We start from the raw sequence: 17,722 nt of genomic DNA, 5'->3' as shown, positions 1-17,722 counted from the left end.
CAAAAAGAGTGCATCCTTCCCCTCAAGGGATACCTCCGACCCTCAAAGGAGGCATCCAATCTATGAGGATGCACTCTCTAGCCCTCAAAAAGAGTGCATCCTTCCCCTCAAGGGTTTTACTCAACTTTCATCGCATCTCATTCTTATGAACCCTTAACCAAGGACACAAAAAAGTTTATTCGTAGCTATTTTATTACCCATCTTATGCAATTCCATTTCCGTACAGAATTTTCAAAATTTTTTAAACATCCATAAAATCAAATCAGAAAGAATTGATTAAGGCAATTAAGGGTAAATTTTGTCAATTTGTAGACAAAGTTTATTCTTTTTTATGAATGTTGTATTTTTACTATAGTTATTTAAAGTGAATTTATATATGATACATATTGATATTTATTTATAGAAATAAATATAGGAGAAAAACTATGAATATCAGATATTTTTTCATAGCGGGGGCAATTACAAGTGGTTTAGCTCTTGCGATTCAAAAATCTGATCGTATAGTCAATCAACAACCCTCTCCTATTGTTGCACCTTATACTGTTGAGAAAACGCATTTACAGTTTTTTAAACCAGTAAGTAACATATCGGATACATTGAATATACTGAGAACAAATAATAGAACAGCATCAGAACAAGCATCAATAAACGATATATATGAAAAAGGAAAAGACTTATTGAATGCAATAGCTAGTTTTTTATTAGTAATTATTATATATTTCATGAAAATTGGTTTATAATAAAGTATAATATACAAAAAGTTTGTAAACACATTTTGTGTATATTGTAAACTAATATAAAAGGCCCTTTTTAAAAGGGCCTTTTATAGTTTAAATTTAATTGTATTTTATTTTTATTGACAAAATATTACTGCTTTTAATAATAATATTTTTTAATCTTCCTCACATCTTAAACGACGAAGGCTCTACCCCCAGTTCTCACACCCCATACTGCTTTAGTCAATGATGATCTAAAATTCTCGCTGTTTTTCTAGTAAATTCCTCTCTTTTCAAGCAAGTTTCCCTATAGACAACTGCATACACGTCACTTCCAAGCCTCCATGAAGCAGCCCGATCCATTACACAAAACACCGTATATGCAAAAGTTTTACCCCTTATCACCCGCCCCCAAACACACTCTTTTCCCTTCTGCTCACATCATGAAACCACAAAGATTTTTAAACCGCGCCACTTTGGACACAATCATTACAATTTTGCGTCACAATTAGGCTTTTTCTTCAAGCAAAGGCCATCCTCTTTTCAAGAGAAGGCTGTTTTTTATCATACTCTCAATTCTGCTTCTTTTGATTTTTGTGAGATTTGTTCTAATGCTCTATCGCGTTCATTCAGTACGCATTTCAGTTCTTTTTTTACTTTGCAATAGAGCCGCGCACGCTTAATAAACAAGTAATAAATGACCCCCATTGTCCAGCATATTAAAACATTTAAGAGCATAAAGACTAGGAAAGAACAGACTATAAATGTTATAAGGCTACTCGTCATTTTGTCCCCCTTCCACATTCAGCATACGGATTGCCTGATCGCGTTGTTGTATCGCTTCTTCCAATTGTTGAAGCGTTTCTCTCAATTTTTTTGTTAATTTTATACCCATGAGCCCGATGATCGGAACAAAGAAGATAAACCCTAACCATATAAGGTTACACAGCAGCAAGATAAAGCCAACCATATCACTCTGCCACCATCCAAAATTTGCGATAGAAAAAGTAGCTTGTAGAAACAAAACAAGCATAAAAACAAAAAGAATTATTTTACATTCTTTAGGATAAAGAGGCAGAGATTCTTTGAAGTTAAGAAAACGCATTTTTGCATCAAGGGTCTCAAGCACGTGATTCTGTCTTTTCATCTCTCCCCGATCATTGCGCAATTGTTGTATGGCTTGCTTTTGTTGTGCCGTACTCTTTTTCAATTCTTGGGATAGTTTACAAGACACTCTTAAATGCTTGATCATCAGGTAAGGAAGCCTGATCATAACCATAACCATTAAAATGGCAATGATGATGACCCCTAAAACAGCCAAATATTTTATCATAACGCTCCCTTTTTTCCCCTATCGCATTGATGTGAAATTATCATTTTTATTCTCTACTCAAGCAACTGTTTCTAATCTCTTCACTGTTTTTTTCACGCCATAATAAAGGAGACTATGAAGAATTAAAATGACAGGCAAACTAAAGGCGCTCAAGACAAAAATAAACAACATCGGCAGTGCACCAATAACAAACAATCCAGAGGCAGCTTGAGGTGCAACAAGCGCAAATTTTGCAACAACAGATGCAATAACCAAGCCACATACGAAAAACACACTCACAATGAAGGCTATATAAAAGATTATCAAAGTATCTTTTCTTGAAAGTTTCAAAGATTGTTTAAAAGAAAGGGCGCTAAACTCTGTTGCAAGCCCCCCGTTCTGTCCTCGCCCCTCTGTCTTATAATGCCACAAACTTTGCACTGTTGCCTTTTTTAATTTCCGTCGCATCCCAAACAACAATATTGTCCGTTTTATCAAAGAATAATAAAGTTCTAAGATAAGCTTCACAGTAGAAAACAAAACCATACTCAACGCACAACAAATAAAGATAGCCATCCCTACCATAATCAAGATTACAAAAGCATTTATAAAAAAAGCAGTCACGTGTTCCCCTCTTGTGTTCTGTTGCGAGATTAGTTATCTTGCTGTTGCTTCTCTGGCAATGTTTCCCCCAGCAGTATCATTTCCTTAACATCCCGTTTCAATATGGCATTAAAGATAAAAAAGAGTGGAAAGAATCCTAAAAGAACGCCAAAAATGTTCTGCGGCAAGAGACATAAAAAAGCCCAAACACTATTCCATCCTGCGTCCCGCAAAGACGTGATTATAGGATTGTTTTTAACAGGCTGTCTCCATATCTCCCAAAACATTTTTTGAAGATCTTCTTGTTTCATTTGCGCCATTGCTTGCAACTGTTCTTTAGATATAATGTGAAAAAATTCCAGAGGCTTCATATAGACAGTCGCGACAAAAAGCACCAACAAGAGGATAGCCAAACAACAAATGATGACATACTCTTTCGTTGAGAGAGTCATGCATTTTTTGAAAACAGCCGATTGATCTAACCCTGGCTGTAATACAGAAGCCATATTTCCCTTATGGGCAGATTGGTGTTGTGATTTATCTTTGATCATGTTGATATTCCCCCACGTCTAAAATGCCCACGCACTCTTTAATAATTTAATAACACGCGACCAGCGCGGCTAATCCGTTTAGCACTCTTTTCACCATGAAACAAGCACTAATAAGACCCTGTAAATCTATTTTTTAATTCTTTATACGTGACACCCTACAATCTCTAAAGGCTTATAAGCACAACCGCCACTGTCTTCCCCTTATCTATCATCACCCACACCTCAAAGGATAATGTTTTACACAACGCAACAAGCAAGAATACTCAATCTAAAAAAACATCTCATGTGGAAAACTGACATGCCCACCATAAACGACAGCGTTTACCATTGCTTAAAATGAAGTCGAGCCCATAGGATACAAAGGATAACGATATTTCTCCCCACCTCTTTAGAGGTTAAAGATTCTAAACCCCATATCCGTTTGTAAACAATCCAATTGCTCTCAGTGCACTCCGCCTGCTGAGCACTGATGTGCTGCATGTGCATAAGGCCCTATAGGCAAGACCTCGCCTAAACATTTTTACTGTTTTATATTTAATGGATCGAGCGTTGTATGCCTTATGTGCCGTATATCCCCGCCTTAAATGACAATATTTACAGCATAAGAGGATAAGATCGAAAAAAGCAAAAAAACAATATTGTAGAAATAAAGTTGTAAAAACAATCATATTTTTTTCTATTTGATTGAAGCTCAAAAGAATTTTTTCTGCTGTTTCTAAGGATTTCTTCTCATTTTTACATTCTTTTTTAAAATGATAATCCCATAGGAGAAGTAAACCAAAACGATAGAGAAGAATATGACAGAAAATGACCAAATAAAATTTAGCAGGATTAGAGTATAAAGTCATCATGTCTCCCCCTATCATCCATTATGGCAGCAAACAGATTGTGCAATCACATTGACAAATGCACTATGGGGAAAGTCCATAAAAACAACAAAGCAATAGAGATGCAAAAGATTATTTTATAATCTCACAGCACACCATAGACTTTTAAAGGAAGCCTACTAAAATGTACTACAAAATTTGAATAAGATACATACTCTACATTCTCGCAATATACATTTAAGGGATTAATTTATAATAATAATTCATTGTTTTTGCATGATGAATGAGAACCTTGAATATCGTAAGATTATTTCATTTCAAATCTGTTCCATGTTGAAACCAACTTGCAATCACCCCAAATAATGTCCCCTGCACGTTACAAAGAGAAAGAGCCGTATGGAGTGAAACAGGAAAGAAAGAACTAAAAACATCTCTTAATAAACTGTCTCGCATGCCAAGGGCGTATCGCAACAATGGAAGCTGGTGAAATGTGTGATGATGCCGGCTTGCTTCTTCACAAACGTAAAGATGGGGGCGCTCAGATGGAAGCGCTCAATAGACTTTATATTATTCAAATTTTATATTATTTCACTGGGAGGTGATATCGTTGTCCCCCTTCACGGGCACCGTCACGAAATGGGCTTCTAAGCCCTAAGACATGCCTCTTTAAAAAGCAACACAAAACAAAGTCAAATAAGCAACCAATTATCCAGCATGAAAAGCCCGTAACAAACAACCTTAAAGTTTTTCAATCCTCATTTGAAAGCTTCTTAATCAAAAAGGACCCATTTTAAAAATTCTTTCTTAACAAAGAAATATCTCACAGCCCCTCACCTTTATAAAAGCGCCCACATTTATAAAGACCCCTCCTATAAAGGCATCTTCCATTAATCAAAGTAGCTTCTTTCGATAGTGCATCCCACCCTTTAAATAACATTCCCCCGTCTCATGATAAGAATCATTAAAACAGCAAAACAAAATTTATCCTCTATAAAGGATATATAAAAGGAACACCAAAACAAATTGCTTAACCGTTCACAGTTTATTTTGCGCTAACAAACGATATTTTATTTGAAAATATCGGGTATCTTATGCTATTATAATAGGGTGGGGAAGCTTGTTCTTACAGCTCTCTACCACTCAATAGAAGATAAACGTCTTTTATAGGGGATAAAGATATGCATAACAGGGTGATGTATATCAAACATCTTGCAACAGCGCCCAATAACAAAAGAATGATTGTTCTAAAGATAGAATTAAAATTTTCCGCAAAGCGCTTGTGAGAAAAGAAAGACGTAATCTCATTAGAAAAAACGCCCATTCGAAAAAATGATAGCATAGCCATGGAACATCCTTCTTATTTTTTCATTCACATTTGACAAAAATTCTCTTCAATTTTTCAAGAGAAGATGAGAAGTCTTTAGAAAGTGCATAATCGGCTATGAATGAAAAATAAGACTGATAAGGACAAGATAAAAATGATAAGAAATACCTTTCAACAAAGATGATTTTTTCCTACCACGTTTCTTTTCTTTGCACTTAAAGAGGCTTTTAGTATCGTTTATTTTTTGATCTGCAACGGCGCTCATATCCCCACAATATTTGCTTCAAGTGCTTTTTACATCCCTGTCCCCCATCCACAGACAGTTTCTTTTTCATTCAAATGGTAAGTTCATGAAAATACGTAAAAAAGGCGCTAGATCGACAATAACAGGCAAACGAAAAGAGCCCAATGGACATATTTCACGTGTCCAAAGCCCCAGCAAATCTCCGCCTCAATCTGCGATTGAAATGCGTGCAAAACACTTTGGTTTAAGCCTCGAAGAAGCGAAAAATCCGCTTGTAGGAACCTATATTGGGCGTCTTTGTTTGCTTGGCTATAAAGAGGATTCATCAGGCATTAGTAAAGAACAATATGACACGGCACAACGATACTTGCAAATCAGAAACGACTATTTATGTGCAAAAGGTTTACCAAACGGCTATTATGATGGTTTTACGCATAGCGCATCAGATGAGAAAGCAAAAAAGCAATGGATTCAAAAAGCAACAGAACACTATGAAGATATGCAAGAAGCGATTAAAGAAGCACAATATCAGCATCGTCAACACAATTTTCATGCGGCATTACAATATCTCGTTATAGAAGATCAACCACTCTCTTCCCTTATTGGTTCCTTGCGCATTATTCTTGATGCTCTTTATAAACATTTTGACTGTTCTACCCCAAAGAGCATTCGCTAAAAACACGTATCGTTGACGTCCCCCTCACAGAATAAGGATTCTAAAATCCACATCCCTTTGTAAACATGTTCCTTTGTAAAAATAACACGCAAAGGCTGTGTTCTTTTTCAAGAAAAGCAGGGGTGTGAAAGGGATGATTGAGTAAAGAGGGAGCAAATTACGTTGGTGTTAAGGTTGATATCACGCAATAGGCTTTTACGGTGTTGTTATCGAAAGTCTGCTGTTTTCTGTATATTTGTAAAAGCGTAAAAACGTGGAACTGTAAATCCACCTCTTGGCAGGGAACACTTGATATCCACAAGGCTTGCCTCTTCATGGATTTCAATGATGTAATGCGCGCGACAAACAACTTTTAAAACAGCCACCCCGTATAAAAAAACACTTACACGTGTCATAGAAGACTTCTCTTATATTATACCCTCCTCACTTACGTCACCCTGCCTCAAAAGATACTATTTCACAGCATGGGCGAGATAAATATTGCCCCTCTTCCGCTCTCAACATTCCCCTATCGCCCTCTGTTGGAACAACCCAACCCCATCATGCAACTTTGCCCCCTTTGCCCCCAAAGTTGCGACAACCCTTAACACTTGAGAGGAGCATGAGTAGCATTTTTAGTTTTTTCTTGGTCCGTTTTATCCAGATAGCTCTTCTTGATTCATAGCAAAAAAGAGACATGGCATGAGGTGATTCTCCATAGGTTTTAAATGATAACATCCTACGATAATTGGGGCTATCATTTAACCTGTCATTCCGGATGATAATGATAGATTTATGATTATAAATCAATATTTTGTTATTAAAAACAAGACGCTGTTTTTTTTACAAAATTACAAACATAATACCTTACGCGCAAAAACCGATCTTTATCCCCATGGACAACCACACAAGAACCCACTCTAAGAGTAACCTCGCTCCTAACCACCGCCCCCAAAACCAACTACACAAGTCTTTCTCTCATCACATCGCCAACACAATAGCAATAACCGTGCCCCCCCACCACCCGTGCCCAAAAGACATCATCAACCATCCCTCCCCCACAAACATCGCCATCAACAAGCTTTCACCATCCCCCCCTTTCTCACGAGAAAACATGTTCTTTGCCACATAAAAAAAGGCCAATGAAGACAACATATCTTGCTGCACAACCAATAAATGAGCATTTTCCTGTAGATTTATTTCCGCGATAAAAAGGGAAAATAATCGTTTTTCTGTTGACAGAATATGAAAAATCGTATTTAATAACGGGCGCGGTATGGGTTTTTTTGTGTCTAGATTTCATTATCAAATCTTTAGGGTGGTGAAATATCTATGCGGGGGTAATAGAGTTGTATTTTGCAACACTATTTCAAAGTATATTGTTTGAAAATGTATTTCGTCTTTTTCTGACTATCTTTCTTTTGCATCACCAATTAACCAAATGATTTTGAGATATTCAAGCCAAACAGTATGCATAAAACGCTTCCCAAATAAAACACCTATGCAACACATCACAAAAGGGATGAGCAATACACGAACAAAAATAAGATGAATACAACTGTTTTTGTTGACACATGGCACATTTTTTCCTGCTTTCCACACCTTAAAGGATGAAGATTTTACCCCCATCAGTTTGTAAAAAAACTGTTCTTGTCAGAGTGCACTTGAGAATCACTTAGCATTCCAGTGCATGTTATTGACCAAAAGCTTAAAGTGTCCCAAACAAGGCTAACCATATCCACCCCGCATAAAAAACACTTAAACTTAAGAAGCTTGCCTTATAACACGCCCCATAAAAGAACACTATTTCACGGCATGGGCGGGATAAATATTGCCCCTCTTCATGCCCCCAACGTTCCTCTATCCTCCCTTGGTTGGAACAAATCGCCCCCATCATACACTTTACCCCCAATGTTGCACCACCCCTTCTACTTGAAAAGGGGCATGAGAAACATTTTTAGTTCTTTTTGGGGCCGTTTTATCCATACAGTTTTATTCATGACGGATAAAAGACATGGTAGGATAATTTTACAACAGATGATGAATCATATTTCTCTTTAAGAAAAAACTCAAAAAACGCTTCCTAAAAAGAGCTATTCTAAAAATAGGTATTTGCACAACAAGCACCTGTTATAGGGGAAGCGTTTTAATTTTTCACGTGGAAAACTGTTGAAAATAGGCTGTTGTCTTTTCATTGAGATGAGGCATGCAAGAGCAATACACGCAATAAAAGTAACTTAAAATATCAAGATAACGTTGCCAATGCATCCAAACGTCTTACCGTTTTTACAGCTTTTAAAGGAAGAAAAAACACACAGATTTTTGAAACTAAAAAATCTCTCAATTAAGCCTTTTTATGAAAAAGTCGACAATATGCTCTCATCGCCCGCAACTTTCAAGGGACAAAGTCTCTCTCCCAAACATAGCCAGCCAAACATTTTTTAGCCACAATTGAAGAAAATAATCATTGATTATCAATATGGAGGTTCATAGTATGAAGCCACAAGATTCACCCCTCCCTGATTCATCCCAAACACCCCCAACACCTGAAGGCGCACGCGCACCAGAAGATACGCGTGCAGATGCATCATTCGAAAATCTTACTGCAGATTTAGAACGACTCCACATCGAAAAAATAAAAAACACCCCTTTTAATCGTGCGGAATTAAAAGACATTATTGCCGGTTTAGAAAAGCATAATGCCGATGGCAGTTGGATCAAAAATTATTATGATATTTTAGATCTGTACATGATGCCAGCCTTGGTCGATCAAGCAAATCGTAAATATCCAGAGATGAATCTCAAACTTACAAGCCCCCCTGACGGCTTTGCCCTTGCACTCAAAGACACTTTCGAGCGCGGTATAACATCTTCCAGATTTATTGTTAATGCGCAAGATAGGGGCATCCATTTTGCGGTTGTCGATCATCAAACCATTGATAATAAAACATCTTTGATCTTTTTTGAACCAACCTTACTGCGTGACACGCTTCCCGCATTACTTGCATTAAGGACGCGACAATCCCTTGAACATTACCAATTTCCGAATATTCATTTTGCCATGGTAGAAATGGATATTCAACGAAGCTCCTCTGAATGTGGGATGTTCAGCTTAAGCCTTGCCAAAAAACTTTATCTTGAATCTCAAAAATTAGAAAGACTGCACAAAGATAATATTAAGGGCATATTATGTGAACCAAACACGCCTTTACCAGCTGAAAAATTAGATCCGTATATTCCACCTCGTTTATACAAACACTTACAAGGAAGAAGACGTCTTAGGGAATATTTACAAGCCAATCCGGATGCTGAACATGAAAAAGTAAACAAAAAAGGTGAAACCCTAACCGAAAGATTTGAGAGAAGTTTAGTGACAACAGAGACAAAAACTGTTTCTGTTTCACAACATAGAAAAAGAGCAACGGAATACAAATCTCTGATGCTGTAATGAAGATTTTTTCCATCGCCGTATTCCATATCCATAAAGAATGAAGCGATACTGCTTTATGGTGAGGAATGGGCTTTGTGGGCTTTTCCCTTCGAAAGAGAGAAAGATGCAGACCGCAAGTAACGGAAACTCTTAAAGATAACAGTCAAAACGGTATATTCTATCAAAATGAACATACTTACAGCTCGTATTTTAAAACCTTGAAGATAGAAAACACTCTCGGGCTTTGTTGCATCTCAGAGATGGGGCCGCCCCGTTTTTTTATGTAATTGTTTAAGCCCTAGAATGGCTCTCACCCCTTTTGCTTTTCTCTCTTTTAAAACATTTTTTAGCCACAATTAAAGAAAATAAGCACTTATCGATTATCAAATTATCAATATGAAAGTTCATAGTATGAAGCCACAAGTTTCACCCCTCCCTCATTCATCCCAAACACCCGCAAGCGCAAGTGATTCTACAGAAAATCTTGCTGTAAATTTAGAACAATCCAGCAGTGAAAAAGGGCAAAATATTCCATTTACTCGTGAAGAATTGCAAAATATTATTGCCGGTTTAGAGGAGGACATCTCAACGGGCCGCTGGTTTAGAGCTGATTATGCAAGTACAGATCTTAAACTGATGCCAGCTTTGATAGAACAAGCAAATCATAAATATCCTGACATGCGTCTTAAATTGGCAGGATCATCTCATGAGTTTGCTCTTGCACTTAAGGAAAACATCGAAAATGGCGTTCAATCTTCCAAATTTATCATTTACACAAAGGATAGAGGAATCCATTTTTCAGTGATTGATCATCAAACCGTTGATGACAAAACATCCGTGGTATTTTTTGAACCTACAACACTTAACAGTATGAAACCAGCAGTATTGGCATTAAGAACACAATTGGCCCTTAAAGCGCATGAGTTGCCCAACTGTTCTTTTGCCATAGCAGAAATGGATATTCAACGAAGCTCTTCTGAATGTGGAATGTTCAGCTTAGCCCTTGCTAAAAAGCTTCATGCCGAATCTCAAAAATTAGAAAGACTGCATAAGGATAATGTTAAGGGTGTCTTATGTGAAGGGGACACCCCTCTATCTCCTGAAAAGTTAGATACATATCTTCCAACCTCTTTTTATAAACATGCACAGGGGAGAAGACGTCTTGAACAATATATAAAATCTAATCCGGATGCTGAACATGAAAAAGTCAACAAAAAAGGTGAAACTTTAACCGAGAGATTTGAAAAAAACTTAAAAGAAGCAGAGGGAAAAACGGTCTCAGTTTCACAACATAGAAAAAGAGCAACAGAATACAAATCTCTGATGATATAATGAAGATTTTAGCCCTATTCCATATCCATAAAGAATGAAGCGATGCGGCTTTACGATGAGGAATGGACTTTGTAGGCTTTTCCCTTCGAAAGAGAGAAAGATGCAGACCGCAAGTAACGGAAACTCTTAAAGATAACAGTCAAAACGGTATATTCTATCAAAAGGAACATACTTACAGCTCGTATTTTAAAACCTTGAAGATAGAAAACACTCTCGGACTTTGTTGCATCTCAGAGATGGGTCCGCCCCGTTTTTTATGTAATTGTTTAAGCCCCAGAATAGGCTCTCAGCCCTTTTGCTTTTCTCTCTTTCAAAACATTATTTAGCCACAATTGAAGAAAATAAACATTTATCGATTATCAATATGGAGGCTAGTATTTATGAAACCACAAGATTCAAAAGACATCCCCTCACGTTCATCACCAACACAAGAAGGAGCAAGCACAGCCAAAGGAGCCAGCGCGGATGAATCCTTAGAAGATCTTATTGCACGTTTAATGCAAAGTTCGGTCCAAACAGAAGAAGAACATGTTGCACCGAATTCTGAAGAATTAAAAGATATTATTACAGGCTTAGAAGATGATCTCGTCACCGGCCGTTGGATTAACTCTTATTATGAAGACACAGATATTAGATTGATGCCATCTCTCGTAGAAAAAGCAAACAGCAAATATCCAGGTATGAATCTCAAATTAGCTCTTACAGCAGAAGAGTTTTCTCACGCACTAAAAGAAATCGTTGAAAGCGACGCAAAATCTGCCCAATTTATAGTCAATTCTGGAAGCAAAATCCACTTTGCCGTCCTTGATTATCAAAAAGTTGATGAGAAAATCTCTTTGATTATGCTTGAACCGACAACATTTCAAAATATCGCTGCTTGCAAACTAGGGATAAAAATCAATCAAACTCTTGAATGTCTTCAACTGCCTCCCTATTCTTTTACCATGGCTGAAATGGATATTCAGCGAAGCTTTTCTGAATGTGGGATGTTCAGCTTAAACCTTGCCAAAAAGCTTCATCTTGAATCTGAAAAATTAGAAAGACTGCACAAGGATAACGTTAAGGGTGTCTTATGTGAACCCAACGCATCTTTATCTCCTGAAAAGTTGGATACATATCTTCCAACCTCTTTTTATAAACATGCACAAGGGAGAAGACGTCTTGAACAATATATAAAATCTAATCCAGATGCTGAACATGAAAAAGTCAACAAAAAAGGTGAAACTTTAACCGAGAGATTTGAAAAAAATTTAGAGACAGCAGATGGAAAAGCTGTTTCTGTTTCACAACATAAAAAAAGGATTCATGAATACAAATCTATAATGATGTAATTGAGACTTTTTTCATCGCCACATTCCATAGCCATAAAGACATTCCATATTCATAAAGAAGGAGGTCCTCTTAAAACTATAATCAAAAATCCAAAGCTCTTCTTAAGCTATAATCCCTCCTTGAAGAGACAGAATGCTGGATACGTGAAATATTTTATGGTTTTAGAGATTTAAGTGAAAGCATAGGTCTCCTCCTATAGAATTTTTCTAAGAGTTCTCTCAAAGCGCCTCCACATCAATACCATGCTCTCAAACCAGTGCCAACACCACCACGAACACAATGGCAGTGATCTCGCGTGCGCCACACCAACACCGCCCCGCACCAACAAAAGGCTATCACCCCCATGGGAATGGGTCTCAAAACCAACCTCTCCACCCCCACAAACAAACCCTTTCCTCGTGCAAAAACCCTTTCTCAAGAAGGGGAAAAGAAGTATAGAACTGGAATACACAGGGAAATTTTTATAACACCCTCCCTCACCACCAGCTGAACCGGAGGCATCATCCTTGCCCCACCAACGCCACAGCCAACACCCCCACGAACACAATGGCAATGCCCCCGTGTGCACCACATCAACACCGCCCCGCACCAACAAAAGGCTATCACCCCCCCATGGGAATGGGTCTCAAAACCAACCTCTCCAACCCCACAAACAAACCCTTTCCTCGTGCAAAAAACCTTTCTCAAGAAAGGGAAAAGAAGTATGGAACTGGAATACACAGGGAAATTTTTATAACACCCTCCCTCACCACCAGCTGAACCGGAGGCATCATCCTTGCCCCGCCACGCCAACACGAACACCCCCACCAACGCCACAGCCAACACCCCCACGAACACAATGGCAATGCCCCCGTGTGCATCACACCAACACCGCGCCCACACCAATAAGACGTCATCAACAAACCACCCCATGGGAATGGGTCTTAAAACCAACAACAACGCTCTCCCAACGGAAAATATGACCACATCCAACCATGCCCCACCCTAGGATTCTACAAATAACATTTTGATTTCATTGGTTTTTTTCGTCTATTCTCTTTTTGAAGAGCAAAAAAACCATTTTTACTATATCAACCAGCCTCACATCAAAATGAGGCTTTATTTTATGGAGAAGCAAATGAGAAAAATATCATCCGCAGGGCTTGCACTTATTAAACAATGGGAAGGATTGCGTTTAAATGCCTATAAAGATTCCATAGGCGTATGGACAATAGGCTATGGACATACCAGCACTTCTGGTAAACCGTTTGTTCACAAGGGCATGACCATCACTGAAAAACAAGCAGAAGAACTTCTTTGCCAAGACTTAAGACAATTTGAAAATACCGTTGAAAAAAATGTGACGGTTTCCTTAACGAATGAACAATTCGCCGCGCTCGTATCGTTTTGCTATAATGTAGGAACAGCTGCTTTTTGCAATTCGACCCTTCTAAAAAAGCTCAATAACGGCGAATATGAAGCCATCCCTGCTGAATTACAAAAATGGACCAAAGCAGGCGGAAAACGTCTTCACGGTTTAGTGCACCGTCGTGCAGCCGAAGCAGGCTTATGGGCAAAAGGAGCTTATGTTTCTCCCAACTACCAAACCGTGGAAACGAAAGAACCAATGGGATTTTTCAAAGCAGAAGCGCTTACACCGATTATTGGTTCTTTTTCTGGACTTGGAGGTTTATTGGCAGGCAATGGACCCATCCAATGGGCATTGGCAACCATTATGGTTTTAGCCGCCTGTGTTGGCATTTTCTTTGTAGCAAAACGGTTTCGGGAGCAACGTTTATGATGTGGTGGATGAAAAAAAATCTGATGATAACAGGAGCGGCTCTGACCGCTTTTTTTATCGCTTTCGCAAAAATTTTCACTCTTGGAAAGAAAATTGAACAGCAAAAGCAAACAGAAAAAACGCTAAAGTCATCAACAACACGGCTAGAGGTAGAAAATGAAATTAATCAAAAAAGTGATCCTGATGTACGCGCTGCTCTTACTCACTGGTTGCGCGATAAAAACAATCAATGAGCCTTCTCCTTGTGTTGGTTGGATGCCCATTTATTTAGACAAAAAAGACCTCAATATCATCAGCTCAAATCTGGCAAGAGATATTTTAAAGCATAACAAACAAGGGGAAGGCTTGTGTGGGTGGAAACATGGCTAGAAAAAAAACAGAAAAGCAAATGGAACTTACGGACAAGGAAAAAGAAATGCTACAAGAAATCATCATGACTTACAAAAGTATAAAAATGATGTCACGCTATACGAAGTGGATTATCTTCATCATTTTTTTATTAGCGCTTGATTTTTCACGTATCATAGATGCATTGACAAGTATTTTTACACAAAAATCGAATATTCAGCTCTAAAATAAAAAATGAAAGGTGAGACGTGCTAACTCTTACTATAAAAAGCCATCGGTTCATAATTTTTTTTAAACAGAGAGCTTTTATTGATGATTTTCACGTCTCACGAAAAATTTTCATACTCTTCACAAACACCATTACGAAATGAATTTAAGTGCATTAAAAAGATTTTTTTAATAAGCGCATAAGTAAGCAACGGAATGGTATTGTCTACTATAAAGCCCCATTTTTAGACTCGTAAAGAAGCAAGCTGGCACCATTACACATTTACCGCCCAATATTAGCAATAAGCCTTAGAAAAGAGTCGTCTCGCTCTCACAGGGCTTTTCGTAATGGCGTTTGTAAATAGCATAAAGGTAAAGTTCCTATGAATCATATAAAACTATAGGGCACCATCATCTTTTACGCTTGCGAAAAAGCACGCTGGCATTATCACACTTTTCCAGCCTACAATGTTGTGATAACCCTATTTATAAACACCTTAACTATTTGAGAATATTCATAAAAAGCATTTTTGTTTTCTTTAAGGATTTTACTCTGACTCTCTCTACTTGTAAGATACAAAGAAAATGATTGTGTTTGTTTCAACATGAGAGAGAGATTTAAAATGAAAAAATCCTCTGCTATGAGGCTTTTTATTTAACGTACAAAACAATGAACGATTATTCTAAAAAAGCGTTTCTCCATTAAAAAATGTGAAGCAGCACCGATTGTTGTTATTATCTGCAAGAATGAATGCTTTTGAAAAGCCATATTACATTGATTTGTGATGATAATGGAGCGTTATTCAACTTGAATTAGACCCCTGAATACCGTAGGATTCTCTTATTTCCAAACCTATTCCATGTTGAAAGAACCAAACCCATGTTGCTTGCACATTACAAGTAGAGAGAGAACAGAGTCAAAAACTGTATAAGAAAGAAAACAAAAATGTTTTTTATGAATATTCTCAAATAGTTAAGGTGTTTATAAATAGGGTTATCACAACATTGTAGGCTGGAAAAGTGTGATAATGCCAGCGTGCTTTTTCGCAAGCGTAAAAGATGATGGTGCCCTATAGTTTTATATGATTCATAGGAACTTTACCTTTATGCTATTTACAAACGCCATTACGAAAAGCCCTGTGAAAGCGAGATGACTCTTAAAAAACACGTAAATATGCAAGACCAGTCTATTGGAAGTATTTTGTTGTACATAAGGAGCATCCTCTCATGAAAGAACGCAAAAAATAAAAGCATAAAGCAATGTATAATTTTCATTATTTAAAAAATATTACCATAGATCCTTTCGAAAGGTATAAAGCAGAAAGATGATGGCGAGTAATTTACACCTTTACATTCTTTCTCAATGAAACTGTCTTCCTATTTCAGAAATTGCCCAAACAGAAAGAAGCAAGACGCTCTCTCCCATCGAGTGTACGACAGCTGGAAATGTTCGTAGGGCTCTTCCCCCTCTCAATTTTTTCTCAAACATTCTGTTGCATTAGAATTTGATGTTGATTGACAAGCAGCAGAAAAAGCACACATGCTCTTAGAAAAACAAAGTGTGGATTTATATCAAACAGTTGCACTCAAACTATTGGTTTTATTAGTTTTCGTGTAATAATATATCTTCTTGTTCGTAATAATTTCTTTTTTCGGCTACCTGTCGTTGTTCCCTTGGCTGGAAAATTACATTCCACAATATATGTAACAAACAAGTTTGATATCTGTCAGCATGGATTTTTCTCTTTAAGCTTCTCAAATGAAACTATCTCCCTATTTTAAGAGATTACCTAATGTTGCGATAGCCCTTGCCACTTAAAGCCCTTGCCACTTAAGACGGTTCATAAGAGCCATTTTTCCTTTTTTATACCAATCTTATTCCCCTGCTCATCCCGCTTTTGACGTGCAAGAGATATGATTTTGATTGATTCAACATGGAATAAGATTTGAATGAGAGAATTTTACGATATTCGGATCTCTCATTCAAGTTGAATAACACTATATTATTATAAATCAAAGTATTACCCAAACAAAAAGACACATATTTCAGGGTGCAAAAAACATTTAACAGAGCAAACACTTAAATTTTGTTTTCATGCAAAAGCTTGAAATACCAGCATCTTATTCATAAAAAAAAACCAACAAGCCCGACCATGCTTTTTCCAACGCTCTCTTTCCAACGCTCCATGGGGACTGACTCTTAAATGATTACGCTGGTTGATAAAAACCATAGTAACCTCCCCCTTATGAAGCACAAACACAGAATTTTTTAATGGTAAATGCGTAAGCTTGAAATGAAAAAAGAAAACCGTATGAGAAGAAAGTTATTATCAATCAAAGCATTGTATTTTTATCCGCAAAATATCTTCAAAGCCAATCCCTCCACGATAAAAATATTTCATAAATGCGAGAAAAGAGCCAAGAACCAAGCGTGAAATCTATTCAGACACACGATAAATCAAACCGTGGAAAAGAGAATAATCCTCTAAGATAAAGAAACTGTCAAAAAAGCAAAAACTCATATGAAATATATAAAAAACGGGCCAGAAGGCCCGTTTCTTTATAACTTCTATAAAAGGGCTTAGAAATCCATTCCGCCCATTCCACCCATTCCGCCACCCGGCATTGGAGGCATTGGAGTATCTTTCTTTGGAACTTCAGCAACCATTGCTTCTGTTGTGATAAGAAGGCTAGCAATTGAAGCCGCATTCTGAAGAGCAGAACGCACAACTTTCACAGGATCAACAATTCCCAAAGCAATCAAATCACCAAATTCACCGGTTGCGGTATTGTAACCATAAGTATCCGCATTGTTTTCCAGCACTTTGCCCACAATAATAGCGGCTTCTTCACCGGCATTGGTTGCGATTTGGCGCGCTGGTGCCTGTAGTGCACGACGAACAATATTAATACCTGCTTCTTGGTCAGGATTACTTCCCTTAATGGTCAACGCACTTGCTGCACGCAACAATGCGGTACCACCACCAGCAACAATACCTTCTTCAACAGCAGCACGTGTTGCATTCAAAGCATCATCAACACGGTCTTTCTTTTCTTTCAC

At 37.6% G+C, this 17,722-nt stretch carries 17 protein-coding genes; 9 read left to right on the top strand and 8 right to left on the bottom strand.

Annotated features, from left to right (window positions below):
- Positions 1-425 precede the first annotated feature (425 nt).
- Positions 426-740, top strand: a complete 315-nt coding sequence (locus ACFIO3_RS02355) for a hypothetical protein (protein ID WP_375608154.1) — start codon at positions 426-428, stop codon at positions 738-740.
- Between the two features lie 751 nt (positions 741-1,491).
- Here the strand turns inward: ACFIO3_RS02355 and ACFIO3_RS02350 are convergent.
- The 3 genes from ACFIO3_RS02350 to ACFIO3_RS02340 are packed head-to-tail and all read right to left on the bottom strand — an operon-like array spanning position 1,492 to position 3,182.
- A complete protein-coding gene (locus ACFIO3_RS02350; protein WP_375608153.1) occupies positions 1,492-2,049 on the bottom strand; it encodes a hypothetical protein in 558 nt (185 codons plus the stop codon).
- 57 nt (positions 2,050-2,106) lie between these two features.
- Positions 2,107-2,652, bottom strand: a complete 546-nt coding sequence (locus ACFIO3_RS02345; RefSeq protein ID WP_375608152.1) for a hypothetical protein — start codon at positions 2,650-2,652, stop codon at positions 2,107-2,109.
- Between the two features lie 29 nt (positions 2,653-2,681).
- Entirely contained in the window at positions 2,682-3,182 is a 501-nt protein-coding gene (locus ACFIO3_RS02340; RefSeq protein WP_375608151.1) for a hypothetical protein, read from the bottom strand.
- 2,501 nt (positions 3,183-5,683) lie between these two features.
- Between ACFIO3_RS02340 and ACFIO3_RS02335 the strand changes: the two genes are divergently transcribed.
- Positions 5,684-6,253 (top strand): hypothetical protein, encoded by a 570-nt coding sequence (locus ACFIO3_RS02335; RefSeq protein ID WP_375608149.1) that lies wholly within the window; start codon positions 5,684-5,686, stop codon positions 6,251-6,253.
- Between the two features lie 206 nt (positions 6,254-6,459).
- Here ACFIO3_RS02335 and ACFIO3_RS02330 read toward each other — a convergent pair whose 3' ends face one another.
- Both ACFIO3_RS02330 and ACFIO3_RS02325 read right to left on the bottom strand, forming a co-directional pair.
- On the bottom strand, positions 6,460-6,648 hold the full coding sequence (locus ACFIO3_RS02330; RefSeq protein ID WP_375608148.1) for a hypothetical protein: 189 nt from the start codon (positions 6,646-6,648) through the stop codon (positions 6,460-6,462).
- Between the two features lie 565 nt (positions 6,649-7,213).
- On the bottom strand, positions 7,214-7,348 hold the full coding sequence (locus ACFIO3_RS02325; protein WP_375608147.1) for a hypothetical protein: 135 nt from the start codon (positions 7,346-7,348) through the stop codon (positions 7,214-7,216).
- A gap of 1,378 nt (positions 7,349-8,726) precedes the next feature.
- Between ACFIO3_RS02325 and ACFIO3_RS02320 the strand changes: the two genes are divergently transcribed.
- The 3 genes from ACFIO3_RS02320 (at position 8,727) to ACFIO3_RS02310 (ending at position 12,325) form a co-directional block, all read left to right on the top strand.
- Positions 8,727-9,680 carry a YopJ/AvrA family T3SS effector serine/threonine acetyltransferase gene (locus ACFIO3_RS02320; protein WP_375608146.1) on the top strand — a complete coding sequence of 318 codons (954 nt, stop codon included), beginning with the start codon at positions 8,727-8,729 and terminating at the stop codon, positions 9,678-9,680.
- Positions 9,681-10,073: 393 nt separating this feature from the next.
- A complete protein-coding gene (locus ACFIO3_RS02315; protein ID WP_375608145.1) occupies positions 10,074-10,994 on the top strand; it encodes a YopJ/AvrA family T3SS effector serine/threonine acetyltransferase in 921 nt (306 codons plus the stop codon).
- 380 nt (positions 10,995-11,374) lie between these two features.
- Positions 11,375-12,325, top strand: a complete 951-nt coding sequence (locus ACFIO3_RS02310; protein WP_375608144.1) for a YopJ/AvrA family T3SS effector serine/threonine acetyltransferase — start codon at positions 11,375-11,377, stop codon at positions 12,323-12,325.
- Positions 12,326-12,740: 415 nt separating this feature from the next.
- Here the strand turns inward: ACFIO3_RS02310 and ACFIO3_RS02305 are convergent, their stop codons facing one another.
- The gene (locus tag ACFIO3_RS02305; protein WP_375608142.1) at positions 12,741-13,298 is read right to left on the bottom strand and encodes a hypothetical protein; all 558 of its coding nucleotides are present in this window, start codon (positions 13,296-13,298) and stop codon (positions 12,741-12,743) included.
- A gap of 145 nt (positions 13,299-13,443) precedes the next feature.
- Between ACFIO3_RS02305 and ACFIO3_RS02300 the strand changes: the two genes are divergently transcribed.
- Genes ACFIO3_RS02300 through ACFIO3_RS02285 form a run of 4 tightly spaced genes read left to right on the top strand, consistent with a single transcriptional unit; the run spans position 13,444 to position 14,680 of the window.
- On the top strand, positions 13,444-14,106 hold the full coding sequence (locus ACFIO3_RS02300; protein WP_375608141.1) for a lysozyme: 663 nt from the start codon (positions 13,444-13,446) through the stop codon (positions 14,104-14,106).
- Positions 14,103-14,339 (top strand): hypothetical protein, encoded by a 237-nt coding sequence (locus ACFIO3_RS02295; protein ID WP_375608140.1) that lies wholly within the window; start codon positions 14,103-14,105, stop codon positions 14,337-14,339. The genes ACFIO3_RS02300 and ACFIO3_RS02295 overlap by 4 nt, the downstream gene beginning before the upstream one ends.
- Positions 14,263-14,475 carry a hypothetical protein gene (locus ACFIO3_RS02290; protein ID WP_375608139.1) on the top strand — a complete coding sequence of 71 codons (213 nt, stop codon included), beginning with the start codon at positions 14,263-14,265 and terminating at the stop codon, positions 14,473-14,475. The genes ACFIO3_RS02295 and ACFIO3_RS02290 overlap by 77 nt, the downstream gene beginning before the upstream one ends.
- A complete protein-coding gene (locus ACFIO3_RS02285) occupies positions 14,468-14,680 on the top strand; it encodes a hypothetical protein (RefSeq protein ID WP_375608138.1) in 213 nt (70 codons plus the stop codon). Before ACFIO3_RS02290 ends, ACFIO3_RS02285 begins: the two co-directional genes overlap by 8 nt.
- A 2,074-nt stretch (positions 14,681-16,754) precedes the next feature.
- Here ACFIO3_RS02285 and ACFIO3_RS02280 read toward each other — a convergent pair.
- Positions 16,755-16,892 carry a hypothetical protein gene (locus ACFIO3_RS02280; protein WP_375608137.1) on the bottom strand — a complete coding sequence of 46 codons (138 nt, stop codon included), beginning with the start codon at positions 16,890-16,892 and terminating at the stop codon, positions 16,755-16,757.
- A gap of 350 nt (positions 16,893-17,242) precedes the next feature.
- Positions 17,243-17,722, bottom strand: a 480-nt coding sequence (locus ACFIO3_RS02275; RefSeq protein WP_375704073.1) for a TCP-1/cpn60 chaperonin family protein, incomplete at its 5' end; no start/stop codon positions are given.

Source organism: Bartonella sp. AD328YNZD, from assembly GCF_042196425.1.
This window is presented reverse-complemented; position numbering and strand designations above follow the sequence as displayed.